Origin of the sequence: Limosilactobacillus reuteri subsp. porcinus (assembly GCF_036621895.1) — a bacterium.
Taxonomy (GTDB): domain Bacteria; phylum Bacillota; class Bacilli; order Lactobacillales; family Lactobacillaceae; genus Limosilactobacillus; species Limosilactobacillus reuteri_J.
Map to the genome: position 1 here is coordinate 1 of NZ_LN887381.1, position 18,454 is coordinate 18,454.

20 protein-coding genes and 1 riboswitch are annotated in these 18,454 nt (G+C 38.0%); of the genes, 6 read left to right on the forward strand and 14 right to left on the reverse strand.

Going from position 1 to position 18,454, the window contains the following annotated elements:
- Window positions 1–138 precede the first annotated feature (138 nt).
- Window positions 139–780: a phosphatase PAP2 family protein gene (locus tag AACL61_RS03695; RefSeq protein ID WP_153706696.1), complete on the reverse strand. Its 642-nt coding sequence runs from the start codon at window positions 778–780 to the stop codon at window positions 139–141.
- A gap of 142 nt (window positions 781–922) precedes the next feature.
- Here AACL61_RS03695 and AACL61_RS03700 point away from each other — a divergent pair, with 142 nt between their 5' ends.
- Together AACL61_RS03700 and AACL61_RS03705 are read left to right on the forward strand one after the other, a co-directional pair.
- The gene (locus tag AACL61_RS03700) at window positions 923–3,229 is read left to right on the forward strand and encodes a glycoside hydrolase family 31 protein (protein WP_102816534.1); all 2,307 of its coding nucleotides are present in this window, start codon (window positions 923–925) and stop codon (window positions 3,227–3,229) included.
- A 159-nt stretch (window positions 3,230–3,388) separates the two neighbouring features.
- The gene (locus AACL61_RS03705; protein ID WP_339111011.1) at window positions 3,389–4,642 is read left to right on the forward strand and encodes a chloride channel protein; all 1,254 of its coding nucleotides are present in this window, start codon (window positions 3,389–3,391) and stop codon (window positions 4,640–4,642) included.
- Between the two features lie 63 nt (window positions 4,643–4,705).
- Here AACL61_RS03705 and thiE read toward each other — a convergent pair whose 3' ends face one another.
- The 5 genes from thiE to AACL61_RS03730 form a co-directional block, all read right to left on the reverse strand.
- Entirely contained in the window at window positions 4,706–5,353 is a 648-nt protein-coding gene (gene thiE / locus AACL61_RS03710; protein ID WP_102816532.1) for a thiamine phosphate synthase, read from the reverse strand.
- Window positions 5,350–6,168 (reverse strand): bifunctional hydroxymethylpyrimidine kinase/phosphomethylpyrimidine kinase, encoded by an 819-nt coding sequence (gene thiD / locus AACL61_RS03715; protein WP_102816531.1) that lies wholly within the window; start codon window positions 6,166–6,168, stop codon window positions 5,350–5,352. The genes thiE and thiD overlap by 4 nt, the downstream gene beginning before the upstream one ends.
- Window positions 6,161–6,970, reverse strand: coding sequence for a hydroxyethylthiazole kinase (thiM, locus tag AACL61_RS03720; protein WP_102816530.1), 810 nt, complete (start codon window positions 6,968–6,970; stop codon window positions 6,161–6,163). Before thiM ends, thiD begins: the two co-directional genes overlap by 8 nt.
- A 57-nt stretch (window positions 6,971–7,027) precedes the next feature.
- Window positions 7,028–7,133, reverse strand: a riboswitch (TPP riboswitch).
- Between the two features lie 311 nt (window positions 7,134–7,444).
- Window positions 7,445–7,876: a hypothetical protein gene (locus tag AACL61_RS03725; protein WP_102816529.1), complete on the reverse strand. Its 432-nt coding sequence runs from the start codon at window positions 7,874–7,876 to the stop codon at window positions 7,445–7,447.
- Between the two features lie 15 nt (window positions 7,877–7,891).
- Complete coding sequence (locus AACL61_RS03730; RefSeq protein WP_102816528.1) at window positions 7,892–8,851, reverse strand: hypothetical protein; 960 nt, start codon at window positions 8,849–8,851, stop codon at window positions 7,892–7,894.
- Window positions 8,852–8,984: 133 nt separating this feature from the next.
- On the opposite strand from AACL61_RS03730, the gene AACL61_RS03735 reads away from it, so the two are divergent.
- The gene (locus tag AACL61_RS03735; protein WP_102816527.1) at window positions 8,985–10,004 is read left to right on the forward strand and encodes an ABC transporter substrate-binding protein; all 1,020 of its coding nucleotides are present in this window, start codon (window positions 8,985–8,987) and stop codon (window positions 10,002–10,004) included.
- Window positions 10,005–10,057: 53 nt separating this feature from the next.
- Here AACL61_RS03735 and AACL61_RS03740 read toward each other — a convergent pair whose 3' ends face one another.
- The 3 genes from AACL61_RS03740 to AACL61_RS03750 are packed head-to-tail and all read right to left on the reverse strand — an operon-like array spanning window position 10,058 to window position 12,268.
- Window positions 10,058–10,834, reverse strand: coding sequence for an ABC transporter ATP-binding protein (locus tag AACL61_RS03740; RefSeq protein WP_102816526.1), 777 nt, complete (start codon window positions 10,832–10,834; stop codon window positions 10,058–10,060).
- Window positions 10,831–11,826: a FecCD family ABC transporter permease gene (locus tag AACL61_RS03745; RefSeq protein ID WP_180977141.1), complete on the reverse strand. Its 996-nt coding sequence runs from the start codon at window positions 11,824–11,826 to the stop codon at window positions 10,831–10,833. Before AACL61_RS03745 ends, AACL61_RS03740 begins: the two co-directional genes overlap by 4 nt.
- Window positions 11,819–12,268 (reverse strand): flavodoxin domain-containing protein, encoded by a 450-nt coding sequence (locus AACL61_RS03750; protein ID WP_102816525.1) that lies wholly within the window; start codon window positions 12,266–12,268, stop codon window positions 11,819–11,821. The genes AACL61_RS03745 and AACL61_RS03750 overlap by 8 nt, the downstream gene beginning before the upstream one ends.
- A 130-nt stretch (window positions 12,269–12,398) precedes the next feature.
- On the opposite strand from AACL61_RS03750, the gene AACL61_RS03755 reads away from it, so the two are divergent.
- Genes AACL61_RS03755 through AACL61_RS03765 form a run of 3 tightly spaced genes read left to right on the forward strand, consistent with a single transcriptional unit; the run spans window position 12,399 to window position 14,285 of the window.
- Window positions 12,399–12,800: a molybdenum cofactor biosynthesis protein MoaE gene (locus AACL61_RS03755; protein WP_029507461.1), complete on the forward strand. Its 402-nt coding sequence runs from the start codon at window positions 12,399–12,401 to the stop codon at window positions 12,798–12,800.
- Window positions 12,800–13,045 carry a MoaD/ThiS family protein gene (locus AACL61_RS03760; protein ID WP_086141268.1) on the forward strand — a complete coding sequence of 82 codons (246 nt, stop codon included), beginning with the start codon at window positions 12,800–12,802 and terminating at the stop codon, window positions 13,043–13,045. The genes AACL61_RS03755 and AACL61_RS03760 overlap by 1 nt, the downstream gene beginning before the upstream one ends.
- Before the next feature lie 46 nt (window positions 13,046–13,091).
- Window positions 13,092–14,285 (forward strand): nitrate/nitrite transporter, encoded by a 1,194-nt coding sequence (locus AACL61_RS03765; protein ID WP_035156404.1) that lies wholly within the window; start codon window positions 13,092–13,094, stop codon window positions 14,283–14,285.
- Between the two features lie 59 nt (window positions 14,286–14,344).
- Here AACL61_RS03765 and AACL61_RS03770 read toward each other — a convergent pair whose 3' ends face one another.
- The 5 genes from AACL61_RS03770 to AACL61_RS03790 form a co-directional block, all read right to left on the reverse strand.
- Entirely contained in the window at window positions 14,345–15,253 is a 909-nt protein-coding gene (locus AACL61_RS03770) for a hypothetical protein (protein ID WP_063164054.1), read from the reverse strand.
- A gap of 4 nt (window positions 15,254–15,257) precedes the next feature.
- On the reverse strand, window positions 15,258–16,226 hold the full coding sequence (locus AACL61_RS03775) for a hypothetical protein (RefSeq protein ID WP_063164055.1): 969 nt from the start codon (window positions 16,224–16,226) through the stop codon (window positions 15,258–15,260).
- A 5-nt stretch (window positions 16,227–16,231) separates the two neighbouring features.
- The gene (locus AACL61_RS03780) at window positions 16,232–16,504 is read right to left on the reverse strand and encodes a hypothetical protein (RefSeq protein ID WP_063164056.1); all 273 of its coding nucleotides are present in this window, start codon (window positions 16,502–16,504) and stop codon (window positions 16,232–16,234) included.
- Window positions 16,505–16,600: 96 nt separating this feature from the next.
- Window positions 16,601–17,254: a response regulator gene (locus AACL61_RS03785; RefSeq protein WP_063164057.1), complete on the reverse strand. Its 654-nt coding sequence runs from the start codon at window positions 17,252–17,254 to the stop codon at window positions 16,601–16,603.
- On the reverse strand, window positions 17,247–18,305 hold the full coding sequence (locus AACL61_RS03790; protein WP_063164058.1) for a sensor histidine kinase: 1,059 nt from the start codon (window positions 18,303–18,305) through the stop codon (window positions 17,247–17,249). Before AACL61_RS03790 ends, AACL61_RS03785 begins: the two co-directional genes overlap by 8 nt.
- Window positions 18,306–18,454: the final 149 nt, after the last annotated feature.

The window sequence follows — 18,454 nt, forward strand, 5'->3', positions numbered from 1 at the left end:
TCTGTTTTAGCTTCGGATATCGCTAAAGAGGGTTTTATTATGCTCTATAAAGGCCATCTCAGTTGATCCAGAAACAGTAGTAAAACAGCAAACACTTAGCTATAATTGCTCATTGATTGCAGCTAAGTGTTTTGATAATTAGACTTTATTGACTGGTTTTTGTAACCAATGAAAGAAAATAGCGCGCTGACTATTAGCTAATAACCACCATCCGCTAGCTAAGAAGAAGGCCCCAATTACATCGGAAGTAAAATGAGCCCGCAAATAAACTCGTGAATACATAATAATAATAATCCATAGTGCGCCGAGGATTTTTAATAATACCTTCTGCCATTTAACTTTACAATAGGGTAAAAGAAGAGCTAAGATCGTAAAAGTAAAAATAACTGTTGAAAAGGTATGTCCACTTGGAAAACTATATCCACTAACATCAATTAACCGATAGGAAGGACGAAGACGAGTAACGCTATACTTGATTAATATTACTAAACAGTAACCGATAAATTGTAACATACCATACCAAACACTATCGGTTGCTCTTCCGCGACGCCATAACAGAAGCATTAAGCCGATTGTTATAATGCCAACTGTAACTGGGTCACCCATAAAAGTTAATTCGGTTAGAATATTAGTTTTGATCTCAGATACTGGAGTGGTTAGGGCAAAACCACCCGCATCAATTGAACGAATAAATAAAGATTTAGTTAAAACATTGAAGAGTAATACTCCGAATAGAATCCAACAAAAAAGTCCGAATCCAATTTGTGCTTTTTTATGCATTATTTATAAGCCTCATTCATTTTCATTATTACAATTAATTATATCCCATTTATTCTTAAAAAGTTATCCTCCCTCTACGAAAACGTTTACATTTAAAATAAATGCGATACAATAAAAGAAAAAAAGTGGAAGGACGATATTAATGAATAACCAATTACGTGGATATGCAATTGTTGATCAAAGGGTTACGATTAATTATCAAAACAGTTCAATTATTTTATCAGTTATTACGCCTGAAATCATTCGAGTATTTCAAGATCACGGTGAAAAAGGAGCATCATATGCCATTGAAGGCGATAAGACAATTAAAACTAAATTTACAGTTTTAGATCATGGTGACCATCTTGAATTAACTACGGCAGCGTTAATTGTGAAAATATACGACAACGAGAAAATGGATGTATATGACAAGGAGGGTCATCCATTAGTCATTGATTATCAAGGTAAGCGAACACCGATTGACCGTGGACTAGATGAGGCTCATGCAAAATTAGTTGCCGCAGAAGGTCATGATATCGCTGGTGGAAGTGACCAAGATAAGACATATTTTGAGGTAATTAAATCTTTAGCTACTGATGAGCAGATATATGGTCTTGGTGATAAAACTGGGTACTTGAATAAACGAGGCTACGAATACGATAACTGGAACACTGATAATCCAGCACCCCAAGTAGAAAGTTTTACCCGGCTTTATAAGTCTATTCCTTTTATGTTAGGTTTGAAGAATGGTCATCCATATGGTCTCTTCTTTGATAATCCTTATCGGAGCCATCTTGATTTAGGAAAAGAAAATGCTAATTACTACTTTTATTCCGCAGTCGCCGGTAATCTTGATTATTACATTATCGGGGGCCCGCACTTGAGAGATATTGTTACAAATTATACTTACCTTACTGGGCGCGTTCCATTGCCACAAAACTGGGTACTTGGTTATCAGCAATCGCGTTGGGGGTACAGTGTAAGTCCTGAAAAAGTTCAAGAAATTACGACTAAACTGCGAGAAAATGATCTTCCTTGTGATGTGATCCACTTTGATATTGACTATATGGATGGTTACCGAGTATTTACTTGGAACAAAGAAAAGTTTACTGATCCTCAAGCATTTGTTTCAAAATTGAGAGACCAAGGATTTAGAGTAATGCCGATTATTGACCCCGGTGTTAAGCAAGATAAAAAGTATAAAATTTATAAAGAAGGACTTAAGAAAGGATACTTTGTTAAGAATCCTGATGGGACCGTTTATGTTAATAAGGTTTGGCCTGGCGATGCTGTTTTCCCTGACTTTGGCCGAGAAGAGGTACAACAATGGTGGGCTGATAATTGTAAATACCTTGTTGATACCGGAACAGCTGGAATTTGGGACGATATGAACGAACCAGCATCATTTGAAGGTGAAATCCCTGATAATATTGTCTTTAGTGACGGAAAATACCCTTCTACCCATAAGAAATTGCATAATGTTTACGGACATAATATGGCAAAGGCTACTTACAATGGATTAAAGAAATACAGCCATAAACGACCTTATGTCATTACCCGGGCAGCTTATGCGGGAACGCAAAAGTATTCAACCGTCTGGACAGGGGATAATCAAAGTTTGTGGCCTCATTTACAAATGATGATTCCTCAACTATGTAATTTAGGAATGAGCGGCTTTACCTTTGCTGGAACTGATATTGGTGGATTTGGTGCAGATGCCACGGCCGAAATGCTAACACGGTGGATTGAGGCAGCCTTATTTAGTCCGCTCTATCGTAATCATGCTTCAATGGGAACCCGTGCACAAGAACCTTGGGTATTCGGTGAACCAACGCTCTCAATCTACCGGAAGTATTTAAAGTTAAGATATCGTTTTATTCCATTCTTATACGACCTTTGTTACAAGGAGACAAAGAATGGGCTCGGAATAATGCGTCCGTTAGTATTAAACTACGATCAGGATCCTACTGTTCGGACAATGAACGATGAATATATGGTTGGCGATGAATTACTAGTTGCTCCCGTAGTTCAAGAAGGCCAAAATACACGAGCAGTCTACTTACCAGCAGGAGAGTGGATTGACTTTTGGAATGGTGTTGAGTATGCAGGTAGGCGGTCAATTTTAGTAGAAGCGCCAATTGATAAGTTACCATTATTCGTTAAAAAGAATACGATTATTCCATGGGGACCTGAAGTAAGTCATATTAGTGATGAACCTAATGAAACAATGACCTTCCGCTTATATGGACAACATGCCTCATATATTCATTACCAAGATAACGGCCTTGACTTTGCTTATCAAAGTGGTGAATACAACCTTTATCAAATCAAGGCTTCGCAAAATGGAGCAACAATAGATATGCTTCATAATGGTTATGATAAAAATTACCGAAAGATCTTTGTAGAATTAAATGATCAAAAATTAACATTTGAATTTGATCCCCAAACACAGACGTATGTCCAACAATAATCTGAGATAGAAATAAGACCGAGAAAGAAGTTTAACGCTTATTCTTCGGTCTTATTTTAGTTTACATAATATTCAACATAGTAAAAGATTGCTGTTATCTTTTTACATTCATCCGTGATAAACTGAAAGTTGATTTATATAATACGAGGAGACGAAAAGATGAAAGAAACGCAAGAGAACATTCCATTAGCTATTGCAACGGTTGTTCTTGGAATAGGCGTTGGGTTTAGCTCATTGATCCTTAGCGCTATTCTAGATTTAACAGAGCATTATTTTTTAAATTTTAACGAGACAAATAAAATTCCGGTTAATATTAATATTTTTCCTATTCATCGATTTGTCTCAGTGCTAATAGGGGGGATAATCGCTACCATTATTTGGTACTTCCTTCAGCGCCATTATCATCCAGTTAGCATTAAAAATGCCCTAAATGGTAAAAAGATGCCGTTAAGAAAAACATTCATTCACGTAGTTACCCAGATCTTTTTTGTAGGGACTGGGAATTCTATCGGTCGTGAATTAGCCCCACGAGAAGCAGGGGCTGCTATCGCTCAGAAATGGTCCCGAGTGCTTGATTCTTATCGATGGTTGCACCTCAATGATGAAGATAAACGTTTGTTGATCGCCGCTGCTGCTGGAGCTGGCTTCGCGGGGGTCTATATTGCACCTATTACAGGAACTGTTTTCTGTTTAGAAATTTTATACCGGCGCATTAATGCTCGTTCAGTTTCCGTTAGCTTAATCATGTCAGTAATTGCAACGATGATTGGTTCGATTTTAAAAGGATTCGAACCATATTATATTGTTGGGAGTCGAGATTTCTCTTTGCTATCTGTTCCATTAGCAATTGTGTTAGGCTTAATCCTTGGAGTAACTGGAACCTGGTTTAAACAAGGAGTTAAAGCAGCTTCTAGTAAACGGGCAACGGGTAAAAACATTTTCTGGCAATTACCGCTTTTATCATTCTCAGCAGGAGCAATTGCAGCTTTTTATCCACAAATTATGGGAAACGGGCGGGGACTTGCTCAATTAGCCATGAATACGACCACTATCAATTCTCAGGCTCTAGGAGCGCTCTTGTTTGGCCTCGTTGCTAAAGTAGTAGTTACCTTATTTACAATCAAATGTGGGGGCTATGGAGGAACACTGACACCATCGATTGCCGCTGGAGCAGTTATTGGAGTATTTCTTGGTATTCCTTACATGCACTTCTTCCCGGTTGTGACTTTAACTCAGTGTGCAGTTATCGGCGCCTCATTATTTTTGGCAGCGTCACAGCAGGCACCGTTAATGGCATTATTTATGTTATTTGAAGTTTGTCACCTTAACTTTACAGCTTTTCTTCCGTTGGGGATTGGAGTCGCAATTTCAATTGGAATTTCAAAGTGGATGCAGGAAGCAAGGACAAAATAATCTTTAGTAAAAACATTCCCTAATAAAATAGCAAGGCTGAAATTACTTCCAACCTTGCTATTTTTATTTATACAAATTCTTCATTTTCTTTACAGTTGCTGCAAGATCCTTGCTATCAAAGACTAGGGAAATAACAGCTAGACCTGCAACTCCAGTGTCGTGAACAACTTTCATATTTTCTTCATCGATGCCCCCAATTGCAACTACAGGACGTTCACTAATCATATTTAAACGTTCAAGACGATTGATACCAATAGCAGTATCAGCGTCAGGCTTTGATTTTGTAGGGAAAACGGGACCACAGCCAATATAATCAACAAAGTCCATTATATTAGCACGTTCAACTTGTTCTGGTGTATTACAGGAATAGCCGATGAACATCTGATGACCTACAGCGACAGATACTTGTTCAATTTTAGTATCATTTTGCCCAACGTGAACTCCATCAGCGTTTATTTGCTGAGCCAATTCATAATCGTCATCAACAATCAATGGAATTCCATAGCGCGTACATAAAGTCCGTAATTCTAGTCCTAAGTCTACTCGTTCATTAGGACGTAACTTCGAATTTCCTTTTTCTCGATATTGGAAGGCGGTGATACCGCTCTTCATTGCTAGCTCCACTTTTTCGAGAAATTTAACAACATCATTATGAACATCTTGTGTTCCGCCAACTAAGTATACTTGTAACATTTTTGGATCAAACATCATTTTAGATCGTCTCCTTCAATTTTAACCCAGTGATTAAGTGGCCCATGACCGTGACCAACGTTAATACCCTTGCTAATCGTCTTTTCAACATATGTCTTCCCAATCATAATTGCCTGTTCCATGGAGTGACCCTTAGCAATTTCCGCAGTAATACATGCAGAAATTGTATCACCAGTTCCGTGAGTATTTTTAGTATTAACACGAGGCGCAGTCAACCACATATCATTACCATCTTCAAATAAAATATAATCATCAGCCTTGTCTGAAGATTCTGCATGGCCACCTTTTATGAGAATATTTTTTGCTCCGCGCTTTTGCAATTCGCGGGCAGCCTTTTTAATATCATTTTTATCCCTTATTGCGATTCCCGTCAACTCACAAGCTTCTGGAATGTTTGGCGTAACCAGGGAGGCGAGGGGGATAAGTTCATCCCTTACAATTGAAATTGCATCATCACTAAGTAACTTTGCGCCCCCTTTTGCTACCATGACCGGATCGACAATAAGCGGTCCTAAATCATATTTCTTTAAATTTCGGACAACTGCTCTTACGCGGATAGGGTCAGCAAGCATCCCCGTTTTACAAGCCCTAATTTTCAAATCATCAGCGATTGAAGCAAATTGCTCATCAATTAATTTTTCAGGCATTGGCAGGGCATCTTGCACTCCTAATGTATTTTGCGCAGTGACTGCTACAACTACCATCGCTGAGTATACGCCTCGCATTTGCATCGTTTTTACATCTGCTGGAATACCAGCACCACCGCCACTATCAGTTCCAGCAATTGTTAGAGCCTGGGGATAATCATTAATCAAGGTAATCTTCCTCACTTTCATCAAAGAATTCTAGTAATGCTTTTGTATCCATAATCGAAAGCTGGTCAAAAAATTGTACTTGCCACGAACCTAGACCTACTGAATAACGGTTAGCTAATACCCCAGCAGCAGATACCAAAACCGTTGCAACAATACAAGCATCCCAAGTATTAGTAGTAGTCCCTAAAAATGCAGCGATGATACTAGAAAGCATGTCGCCACTACCCACATTCATCGTTAACATCTCGGCAGAAAAGGGATTTTCATAGATAACTTGCCCATCAGTTATTATGTCAGTTTCACCAGTCAAGACTACAATTGAATGGTAACGTCGAGCACACGTTTCGGCAATTTGAACCTGGTTAGGAACTTTACCTGCATCAATCCCATGACTAGTATTGTCAGCCTCTACTAAGGCAGCAATTTCACTGGCATTACCACGAATAACATCAAAATGAAAATCATTTAGCAATGAATGGACAAACTTTAAGCGGGATGGAACCGCACTTACCGCTACTGGGTCTAAAACGAGGGGCTTTAGTGGCGTGGCAGCTCGCAAAACCGTCCTAATTTGTGCTGCCTGATGTTCATTAATTGTTCCGAGATTGATAGAAAGGGCATTGGCCAGCGCCACCATCTCATCTGCTTCAGTGGGCTCAACAGACATGATCGGCGACGCTCCGACAGCACTAACAGCATCGGCAACTTTATCAATTGTTACTAAATTGGCGAGATTAAGGACAATCGGGTTTTTAGTACGAACTCGATCGATCAGTGACCAGTCAATTTGATGTTGTACCATAAAATTAGCTCCTTAAATAAAAAATACTCAAGGTAGGACATACACCTACTTTGAGTATTAAAGTCCGATGCATTTTCCTACGCAAGCGTTAACTTACAGGTTCTAGAGTCCATGCATCACTGCATATCTCAGCCCAGCACTATGGGCACCCCTAATGCAATAAATTGTCTATTAATAGTATACCGCAAATTATTCTTTATGAATATTTGATAATAAGGCTTGTTATTAGGGATTCAAATCATCATATGATTTGAATTTATGGGCGGTTTTTTAGTAAAAGTTCGAATATAGAGAGTTGTATCTATGTTTAGAGATTAATATTGCTTTGTGAACATAATTGTCAGTTTAATGACAAATAAAGGGCAACTATAACAGGCACATTAGATATCGGATATTAACGGATGATAACACCCCTCACGAAAATGTGAAGGGTGTTTTTTATGCACTAATTGTAAAAAAGTGGTTATTTAAGAATTATCGATCATCATCTTCTTTGCCTACTTCTTCGTCGAAATAACCTAATCCATTTACTTCGAGTGTTTTTAGATAAGCTACCAGTTCAATTGCGGAACTAGGACTTAATTCATTTATTGCATTCAAGCCAAGGCCCGTTGGAACAGTTTCGCTCATTGCTGTAATTTGGTTATCATTCTCGATATGAACTTGTGAGCAGCTAATTGCCCAACGATTATTGACGTTTGGAGCAAAAACAAAGAAGAGGTTGAAATCGGCTGAAAGATATGCCGGTAAGAACCAGGCAATGTTATCTAATCGTTCTGGGATGAGGTTACCTTGAAGCGCAAAACGATTGATATTTTCTTCACGAGGGATTGCTTTGAGCATAAACATGGTATTTTCAAACTCTCTCATCCCTAATTTCATTTCCGGTGTAATTTTGGGCTTCATATCATCTAAAATCTCCTAACTAAAGTTTTCACGGTAGTAGTTATACTTATTTCTTATATCTTGGAGCGGGGCATCCATCACGTGCATTTTCCCATGGGTATCGAGCTTAAAATTTTTTGTGATTACCTGATTGAACTGCAGGCGGAGACGAGGATATTGGATGAGAATTTTCTCAATGTTAGTTGACATAATATCAAGAGCGGCAAGATATTCGGGGACAAGAATTTTCTTAAATTCGTTAAACGTATCTGCAATCACCTCAGCATAGGCATGGTCAGCATATTTCAGTTCGTTTTCCTCTAATTTATCGTAATACTCCCTGCTTGTCAGGCCACGTTCATTTTTAATGTTGTATTGCTCATCGTATTGGTGGGTAAGATAAGAATCCCAGTCACGATAGCAATAAGTAATCATTTGAATTACTAATTGTCGTCCCTCGTAATTAACGTTTTTCGGAATCATCTTTCCCTGTGGATTTAACAAGTAAGGTCGGATTAGCTGTCGCGTTACAATATCATAAAAGGTTCCTGGCACAAGTTCCTTATCTTGATTATCCTCATATAAATCTCCGGAACCTTCAAGCTTTTTTAGTTTACGGAGACTTTCACGAGTTTGGTTGACGGCATAAATAACATCTTCAATCTCTTGATCAATTATTTCACGTTTACTAATCGTTTGTAAGAGGTTTGTGTAGAGCCGGATTAAATTATGGAGTTCAGACTGCTGATTAGGGTAGAAACCGTCTTGTTGCTGATATTTTCTAGTTTCCCGTTCCAATTGTTGCTCAATTGCAAGGGCCTGATGCTCAATTTTAACAGGTAAGACTGGTTGCGAAAAGCTATCTTTAGCAAGCTGCTGAACTGCTTCACGGATGATTGGTCTCATTTCACGAAAATCCGGAAAATCAAAGAAATTTTGAAAATCATTAGTAAAGTTTAGGTGTTTATATACTGCTGATTTAAGATTTCGCTTCATAAAATATTCCTCCATTTTCTTTGATTTTAATACGAAAAAGAGTAAGAAAATATTAGGGAATTAGATAAAAACCCTTATTTTATTTGTATTTAACTCACCTATAATTAAATTAAATAAAATAGAGGAGACCATAATGAAAAAATTATTGAAATTTTTAGCAATCTTTTTACTGTTTAGTAGTATTATTAGCAGTTCGGCGATGGCCAGTTCAACAAGAACCGTAACAGATATGACAGGGGAGAAAATAAAGATTCCAAAGAAAGTTAACCGTGTTGCTGACTTATGGCATGCTAATAATCAGGTTGTGCTGTTATTAGGGGGACAAAATAAGCTAGTTGCCACTACTCCTCTTGTTAAGAAACAGCATTGGTTCACAGTAGTAGATCCAAAAATTGTTAAAGTTGCTGCACCGTTAGCAGGCAATCAAATTCAAGTTGAAGAATTGGTAAAGACAAAACCGGACGTTGTAATTGCCTCCGATCAAGCTCAAATAAAGGAATCCCGTCAAGCAAAATTACCAACAGTTAATGCAATGTATACCGATTTTGCTGGGTTAAAGAAGTCAGTTACATTAACTGCAAATATTTTAGGTGGAAATTCTCCAAGGATTGCTCGACAATACAACAAAGAATTAACAAACAATATTAACCTTGTTAAGCAGCATTTGAAGAGCCGCGAATCAACGCCAACGGTTCTTCATATTGTTAATGCAACAGATCTCACCAAGGTTGACGGGCAAAAAACAATTGTTAACGAATGGATTAAACTGGCAGGTGGAAAGAATGCTATTTCTAAAAAGGGAAATCAGATTTCAGTCACGCCTGAAGAATTAATCAAAGCAAATCCGGATGTAATTATCGTTGGTAGTACGTCTACTGCCCAAGCGCGAAAAGCATTACGTGCCAATCGTCAGCTAAACCAATTGAAGGCTGTGCGAGAAAACAAAGTATACGGAAATCCTCAAGGTACCTTCCCATGGGATCGTTATAGTGCAGAAGAAGCACTTCAAGTCTTATGGGCAGCTAAGACTCTTCATCCCCAAGAAATGAAGAATATTAACATGGTCTCTGAAGTTCAAAAATTTTATCAAAAATACTACCACTACAATTTAACAGTTAAACAGGCAAAGCAAATTTTGGCTGGTGAAAATTAGTCTAAAAAGCCTCTCTTGATTTGGAAATTATCCAAGTTAGGAGAGGCTTTTAACTATATCTTAATTTGACAAGTATATCGTTGTAATTGGGGGAGGTAAGTAAGAGTTAGTGGAACATGATAAATCCTTTCTAGCTGTTCAGTTGTCATTAACTCCTCACACGATCCAGTAACCATGGAACCTTTTGAATCAAGAAGGCCGATTGTAGTTGGTAGCATTAAAGCATGGTCTGGAAGGTGAGTAGTAAGAATAATGGTGATTTTTTGCTGAACTAAGTCTTGAATTAGTTTTAATATTTCGTACTGTCGACTTAAATCAAGGGCTGCCATAGGTTCATCGAGAATTAACAAGCGCGGTTCTTGAAGTAGGGCTCGAATAATCGTAATTAGCTGCTGTTGACCACCGCTTAATGAGATAAAGGGATGATCACGAAAAGGTGAAAGATGAAAACGTTGTAAATAGGTTTCAGCAAGTTGAACGTCTTTCTGATGCGGAGTTTGGAGAAAAGAAAGGTAAGGTGCACGACCAGTTAATAAATAATCAAGTACTGTGAGATTGGAATTAATATGATAATCCTGAGGAACATAGGCAACTTGTTGTGCAAGCGTTTTGTGCTTCAAATTTCCAAGCTCTTTTCCGTTAACTATTACGGTTCCTTCATTTGGTGTCAAAAGGCCGACTAAACAGTGGAGAAGTGTTGATTTTCCAACACCGTTAGGGCCAAGGATAGTAAATACCTTTCCAGCTTCAAGACTAAAGTTAACGTTGTGAAAGACCGGATGTGTTTTTGAATAGGCAAAACTAAGGTTATCAACTTCGAGGACTTTCAATTTAATTGCACCTTCTTCTTAATTAGAATATAAACAAATAAGGGTGCGCCGATGAAGCCAGTTAGGATACTTAATGGAATTTCCCCTGCCGATAGGGATCGAGCCATTGTATCGACAATTAACAAAAATAGCGCACCAATAACTGCTGCAAGGGGAAGGGTTTCTTTTGTATTATCCCCAACTAAAAGTCGAGCAATATGCGGAATTACAAGTCCAATCCAGCCAATATTTCCGCTAAGACAAACTGTTGCAGCTGTTAAAAACGTGCTGGCGGTAATTATCAGTAGTTGCTCCATATCCACATTGATTCCTTCTAGACGTGCTTGTTGGTTGCCAAGTGAAAGAATTGTCATATGCCAGCGAAGAACAAATAGAATTATTGTACCTATAATCAAAAAGGGAAGGACAGCAATAATATTCGAAAAATCAACTTTTGCTAAACTACCTAGTTGCCAGTAGACAATACTTTGTAATTGTGAATCCGGATCAGCAATGTACTTTAGTAATCCAACTAATGCCTGCATAAAACCAGAAATCACAATTCCGGCTAATACTAGAATTAAGGTTCCGCGCTGATGAAGGATTTGGGCAATCAATAAAGTTAAACTGACCGCAATAATTCCACCAACAAAAGCAAAAAGCTGAGTAAGTCCAATGCCATAGCCTAAGAGAATTGCACTAGCAGCCCCGGCGGCCGAACCATACGACACCCCTAAAATATCAGGCGAGACCAAAGGATTATGAAAAACACTCTGGAAAGAACAACCAGCCATTGCTAGGCCAGCGCCAATTAACAGCGCACCGATGATTCTGGGAAGGCGAAGGTTAAAAATAATGTTTGCTGCAGCAGGATTACTTTGGGAATGAAATAGCGTTTGAAGGATTATGATTGGTGAATAGTAGATGCGCCCACAAGAAAGAGCGAAAACTACTGTAATAATAACCAATAAAATCGCAGTAAAAAGTGTTAGATGATAATGATGCTTAGTAATTAGAATCTCTTCCTTTTCTTAAGAAATTAGTGATTTCATCAGTAACTGTTTGTTGAGCAGTTGGCAGGTCTTCATAGTCGATTTTTAATGAAGATGCTAATGGTGAGGCACCGTGCTGACGCAACTGGTGATCAAAAGTATTTACTGCGTTAGCAAATTTTGCTGGGCCAAAATTTTTATCTCCTACACCTGCAATATAATAAACCAGCCTTGGGACAGAAAACTGACAAAGATAATTATAGAACTTTTCTTCAGAGGCTGTGAGTTGTCCTTCCCCATAAGTACAGGGACAGAGGATAAGTAAGTCAATACTATCTAATTTTACTTGGAGAGCCTCCTTAAAAGAAAGAAAAATGGCAGACGGAAGGATAGTTTGGTGAATAAAGTTTCCTAATTCGAAGTTATGACCGTAGAGTGTATCGTAGAGAATTAAAGTATTCATTGATTAATCGTCCTTTCATTCAGGTGCTAGTATAACAAGTCTCTTAAAATCCTATTATTAGGGATTTGACTAATTCTAAAGAACTATTATCTTGTGTAATAATAAGCATTATAAAGGCGGGTGATTATTGTTGCATTATTTACGAATAAGCGATGAACCCATTGATGTAAGTGAGATGTATAAACAGCTTGTTGCTCCAGAATATGGAGGAATTGATATGTTTGTCGGCACTGTTCGTCAATGGACTGGCGAGATCGAGACTACTAAGATTGAGTATTCAGCTTATCATCCCATGGCGGAAAAACAATTAGAAAAAATTGCAGCACCAATTGAAGAACAAGGAGGACGCGTTGTTGTCGCTCACCGGACTGGCGAATTGACGCTTACTGATATCGCGGTATTTGTAGGTGTGGCGGCTCCGCATCGTGCAGAAGCATTCAAATGGTGCCAACATGTGATTGATACACTTAAGCATGAAGTACCAATCTGGAAAAAGGAATATGATACAGATAAGGTAAGGTGGGGAAACTAATGGAAATTAACGTTAAATTATTTGCGTTTTTACAAGATCAGTTAGGACCATCTATTACTCTTGATGTTGCTAATCCTATTCGAGTAGATGACCTTCTTAAGCAAATTAGCCAGCGGGCACCACAACTGACGTCAACTTTAGCAAATTCGCGGATAGCAATTAATCAAGAATTTGTTAACGCAGATATAATTACCTTAGAGGTCGATGATGAAATCGCAATCATTCCGCCGGTTAGTGGTGGCTAGATTACTCTAGAAGATAGTTAGAATTACATAGGAGGAGGACTTGATTATGTCAAGTGTTAAAGATGTTGCTCATGGGAGTAGGAGAAATGCTTATACTGCATTGATCCTCTCCACGCTTGCAATGATTGTTTGTTTTATGTCGTGGTCTAACTTTGCGCCACTTGCATCCCAAATTGCTGAGATGTTCAATTTGGATGTATCGCAGCGAACGTTGTTATTAGCGACACCAGTCCTTTTGGGATCAATTATGCGAATTCCAGTAGGGATCTTAAGTGACCGTTACGGCGGAAAAAAGGTTTATTTGATCTTAATGGCCTTTATTTTGATTCCACTAATTATGATTCCACATGTTCATTCATTTGGAATGTTGCTCTTTGCCGCATTGCTTGTTGGGATGTCAGGAACATCATTTGCCGTTGGAGTTTCTTATGCTTCAGTTTGGTTTCCGCCAGAACAGCAAGGACTAGCCCTGGGAATCGTTTCAATGGGGAATATGGGGAATGCTGTGGCTGCCATGACTTTACCTTATATTTCCAAGGCAGCGGGATTTGATAGTGTTTACTACTTTTTGATTATTCTTACAGTGATCTTTGGTGTTCTTTTCGCAGTTTTTTGTAAAGAAATGCCAGTTGATAAAAGTAAAACGATTAAGGGCGCATTGTCTGTTGCCGCGGACAGTGGAACATGGTACTTATCACTGTTTTACTTTCTGACATTCGGTTTATTCGTTGCATTTACAAACTTAACACCGACGTTCTTAACCGGGATGTTTCATTATACGCCTGTTACTGCCGGCCTTTATTCAGCATTATTTGCTTTCGTATGTACGTTAGTTCGTCCATTTGGTGGTTACCTTGCTGATAGAAAACGCCCCATGGCATTATTACAATGGGTCTTTGTAGCAATCGTTATTTTTGCTATTTGGATTATGCTTAGTTTTCACAATCAATTCATGTTTATCGCAGGGATTGTTTTGGTTGGTCTTTCTGCAGGGATTGGTAACGGGGTTGTCTTCAAAATGGTTCCATATGTATCCCAAGGTAATACGGGAGCGGTTACTGGTTTCGTTGGAGCAGTTGGTGGCTTAGGAGGTTTCTTTCCACCACTAATTATTGGTTATATTTACCAATGGACAGGCAGTTATGAGCTTGGAATTGCACTCTTAGCGTTAACCGGTGTAATTTGCTGGTTTGCTCTATGGAAACATTACATTCATGGTGATGTTCACATCGTTAAATAATACATTGAAAAAATGGAGATGAGGATAATTCTTCCTTAATCTCCATTTTTAGTTTTAAATTATTCTTTTTTTAATTTTTCAACTAATCGAAACAATGCATCCTGAGTTTGACCAGCTGGTAACACTTTAATATCAAGGATTAGCTGGGAGAAGATATCAGCAATTAGTTGTTTGACATCATCAATTCGTTCAAGTGCTAATTGATGGGCTTGCTTAAACATCGCTTGTGAAGGACGATGATCTGAAGAGAAGAAATTACTAAACCATTGTGGATTCTGTTGGCGCGCGAATAAAAGTGCCAGGGGATACTGACCACTCGTTATCATCTTTACAAATGAGTCGGGATCATTACTGAGTTGTTGAAACTCATGTGTAATATAACTAGCAGTACCAAAGGCTTGACCAATCTGTCCTGCAAGTGAAACAATTTCCCTTTTTGCTCCGCTAAGGACGGCACTTTGTTTTGCAGTCATTGTTCCAAGTAATCCCCATCGTGCTTTAACATCTGCTAAATAGTCAGCTACCTTAAATTGCTGATTATAGTTAAACTGTAGCCGTCGAATCTGTGCAAGCATCACATCTCCAGCGTCAGTTGTCAACTCCTCAATTATTTGTGGAGGATTACCTACAGTACTTAGTGAACGGACAAAGCGATTCATTAAGTAGCTCGCAACATATGAATAAGCTTTTTGACTAGCGAATTCCCCAGGAGTTAGGTTATTTGGCTGAAAAGAAGGAGGATTCAAATGAGTTGCTAATGCCAATAGTTCTGGTAGTTGAGCAGCTGTGATTTGATCAATTGTGAGCTCTTTTTCGTTGAAATAACTAAAAGCCTCAAAAAGCGACAACCTTAGCCGCCGTTCTTCTTCACCAGTACTCAAGTTAATCATTTCGCGAACCATTGGAGGATATTGATAAATAACGGTTGTTAATGCATCTACCAACCGTTCATCTGGTGTTAAATTCACAATATCAGTCCTTAAATTTATTTACTTCAGCAATTATTTGTTCAGCAACGGGGATGAAGATATCACTGAAATACTCATTAAAATCAACATTTTTAATTTGTTTCTCAGTAAATTCTTGTGCACGATGAAAAGCATCATTACGCATATTAACGATGAGGGCTTCTCGTTGATGTTTAAGTCGCTTATGGAGTTTATCATTGTCATTACTCATGTAGAAATAATAGTAAATTTCGTAGAAGGTATTATCAAGAACCCAAAAGAGGGTACTCCGTCGAATATTATCGCTTATCATTTCAGTAAAGGAATTTTTACCAAGAAGCTCATGGTTAGCAAAGGCCCCCGCAGATAATACGATTGCTTGAACTTCATGCATATCAGCCATGTAGCGGCAGAATTGGTTGATTTCATTTTCTGGAACACTAAATCCCAGCTTTTCTTTTCGTTCCGCCTCAGTCATCTTAGAAAAAGTGAGTTGATACTCTTGCATCACATTCTGACTATCTGCAATTAAATCTTTTTCGATAATCGTTAGTAAAGCAAAATTATCTTGCATAAATTTCTTAACAGTTTGCCATATTTTTTCAATTTGTTCATTGAAGTTTGTGAAAAGATCTTGCACGGTGCCTTTTTTTTCTTTAACCACTTCTTTTTTTTCTGCATGAGGGGCATATTGGATTAGCAGAGGAATATCATCGTTATGTTCATCTAAACCGTGCTTGGACCGTTGTTCATTTTCATATTTTTTAAGTTCATCAAGATCAACAAGGCCGAGGGGCATTACATTAATTTCACCATTTGTAAGCATGATTTGTAAGGCAAACGGAGTAGTTGTTTCTTGATTCTCGACTAATGATTTTAAGGCATCAAATAATTTTTTGCGATTTGCAAGTTCATTGTCTGGGTCTGCGTAAAAGCCTGCAGTATAGATCGATTTATTTTCGTAATCTCGTTTTAGCTTATCTTGAATATCCATCTTAATTAATTCTCCTTTGTTGATTGAGCAAGAAGTTGTGCAAGCTTATTACGGCCGCGATCAGTTAAAGCAGCATCTTTTAAATTTATCTCTGCTAATGTTGAACTAAATGATGCGTCGATAACTGCTCCAGAAATATATTGTTTTTCAACTGCGTATTTAGTTGTTAAAAATAAGTTAGAAATCGGATTAACTTGTCGACTATTAGTAAAACGTTTGCGAGCAATATCACTAAGAATTCCTCGTAATTCATCATCTCGACTAAGGTTTGTAGCCATTAGGAATCCACTCCTTTAATCGTATTTTCTTTATTGTAGAAAAACATCGACGTAAATAAAATCGGGGATTCTTCCTAATTAAGAATCCCCGCCTAGTTAAAGGTCAATTAAATGGTGATGAATAGCATACTGTACTAGTTCAACCCGTCCATGTAAGTGAAGTTTGCGTGAAATATTTGCTTTATGGGCTTCCACTGTCTTTGTTGAAATAAACATCTTTTGTGAGATCTCTTTATTTGAATACCCTAAAGCAATAAGTGGAAAGACTTCTTTCTCCCTTTTTGAAAGACTATTATAGCCCTTTAATTTTAAGGTATTACCAGATGCATTTATTTCTCTAATATCTGTCTTACTAACAATGATATTTGCATCAAGATATTTCTCGCCATTTATAACATGTTTTAGGGCATTAACAATTTCGCTATCTGGTGAACTTTTCAAAATATAAGACATTGCGCCATTTGCCATTGCCTTGTTGATATATTCCTGTTCTTCATGCATCGAGAGAATGATAATTTTAACTTTGGGAAACTTATCATGGATTCGACGAGTAGTAATTAGGCCATTTTCACCAGGGGGCATACTTAAATCCATAATTAAGATATCAATTCCGCCTTGTTCAACTCGAATATATGTATCAGTTCCACTCGCTGTCCCATCAACTACCGTAAAATTCGGTTGAAGATCGACTAAGTATGAAATTCCTGAGCGAACAATTGCGTGGTCGTCTGCAACTAAAACGTTATACATTTGTTCTCACCATATCCTTATTTAAAGCATTATTATAGGGAAACTTTACCTTGACTGTCGTTCCCTTATTAATTTTTGATGTAATTGTAAAGGCTCCGTTATATGCCTTAACGCGTTCATTCATATTCATTAATCCAAGTGAATGCCCATTAAATCCACTATGCTGATCAATATCAAATCCAATTCCATTATCAAGAATCTCTAACTGAAGGTAACTATTGTGATCCGTAACAATAATACTTATTTCTGTTGAATGAGCATGTTTAATTGCGTTATTAATTGCCTCTTGTGTAATGCGGTAAAGAACGTTTTGAATGTTTTTTTGTAATTTTTCAGCAGAGGTAAGGGCTATAACATCAATTGTGATTCCTGTACTATTTTGAAGACGTTTCGCCAAAGCTTTGATTGCCGGAATTAAGCCAAAATTGTCAAGAACTGAGGGGCGAATATCAAGTGCGAGCCCTTTAATCTCTTTAAGGGTCATTTGTAACTGCTTTTCGATTGCAGCACTCATTGCTTGAAATTGCTCAGTATTTCTTTGCTTTTGCACAGTTGCTAATCTTTGAATGCCCATTATTGCGGCGTAGATTCCCTGTGCAACACTATCGTGAAGATCTTGTGAGATTTTTTGCCGTTCCTTTTCGTGTGCTTCATTTACGTATTGATTGAGAATTCGGTGCTCTTCAATCTGCGAAAGGCGTTGCTGTTGCTCACGATTTTCAAGAGTCAGGGCAAAGACACTTTCTTTATCGTCAAGAGGACGATAAACCATTGAAAAATGAAAAGGATGAGTAGCGTTGGAGTGAAACGTTATCGGAACGGTAGCTCCCGTTAACCGCTTTTTAATCAAGCATGAAGCACAATCATCATTTTCTAGTTGTGACCAAGCGTTTTTACCAATTTGCAGTAGGTAATTAACATCTAAATTAAGCATAGTTACTAACCGCTGAGCCGGCTCATTACTAACTAAAAGATCATCATTTTTAAATAAGAAGATTGCATCTGGTGATTGATTAAAATATTTTTGTATCCAATTAGCAGTTTCAAGCACGATCTGCTTCCTCCCCAATAAAATTCTCTAATTGTCTTTATAATATTCCTATTTTATATAATAACGCTTTCTCGAGTTAGAAGCAACGCTGGCCCACTTAAAAGGCAGGGCTAAGAAAAGCTCTGCTTCTTTAGCCCTGCCGTCTGAGT

Excerpts from the sequence above, each read along its gene's own strand:
- AACL61_RS03695 (WP_153706696.1), bottom strand. The coding sequence starts at position 780 with ATGCATAAAAAAGCACAAATTGGATTCGGACTTTTTTGTTGGATTCTA.
- AACL61_RS03700 (WP_102816534.1), top strand. The coding sequence starts at position 923 with ATGAATAACCAATTACGTGGATATGCAATTGTTGATCAAAGGGTTACG.
- AACL61_RS03705 (WP_339111011.1), top strand. The coding sequence starts at position 3,389 with ATGAAAGAAACGCAAGAGAACATTCCATTAGCTATTGCAACGGTTGTT.
- thiE (WP_102816532.1), bottom strand. The coding sequence starts at position 5,353 with ATGATGTTTGATCCAAAAATGTTACAAGTATACTTAGTTGGCGGAACA.
- thiM (WP_102816530.1), bottom strand. The coding sequence starts at position 6,970 with ATGGTACAACATCAAATTGACTGGTCACTGATCGATCGAGTTCGTACT.
- AACL61_RS03725 (WP_102816529.1), bottom strand. The coding sequence starts at position 7,876 with ATGAAGCCCAAAATTACACCGGAAATGAAATTAGGGATGAGAGAGTTT.
- AACL61_RS03730 (WP_102816528.1), bottom strand. The coding sequence starts at position 8,851 with ATGAAGCGAAATCTTAAATCAGCAGTATATAAACACCTAAACTTTACT.
- AACL61_RS03735 (WP_102816527.1), top strand. The coding sequence starts at position 8,985 with ATGAAAAAATTATTGAAATTTTTAGCAATCTTTTTACTGTTTAGTAGT.
- AACL61_RS03750 (WP_102816525.1), bottom strand. The coding sequence starts at position 12,268 with ATGAATACTTTAATTCTCTACGATACACTCTACGGTCATAACTTCGAA.
- AACL61_RS03760 (WP_086141268.1), top strand. The coding sequence starts at position 12,800 with ATGGAAATTAACGTTAAATTATTTGCGTTTTTACAAGATCAGTTAGGA.
- AACL61_RS03765 (WP_035156404.1), top strand. The coding sequence starts at position 13,092 with ATGTCAAGTGTTAAAGATGTTGCTCATGGGAGTAGGAGAAATGCTTAT.
- AACL61_RS03775 (WP_063164055.1), bottom strand. The coding sequence starts at position 16,226 with ATGGATATTCAAGATAAGCTAAAACGAGATTACGAAAATAAATCGATC.
- AACL61_RS03780 (WP_063164056.1), bottom strand. The coding sequence starts at position 16,504 with ATGGCTACAAACCTTAGTCGAGATGATGAATTACGAGGAATTCTTAGT.
- AACL61_RS03785 (WP_063164057.1), bottom strand. The coding sequence starts at position 17,254 with ATGTATAACGTTTTAGTTGCAGACGACCACGCAATTGTTCGCTCAGGA.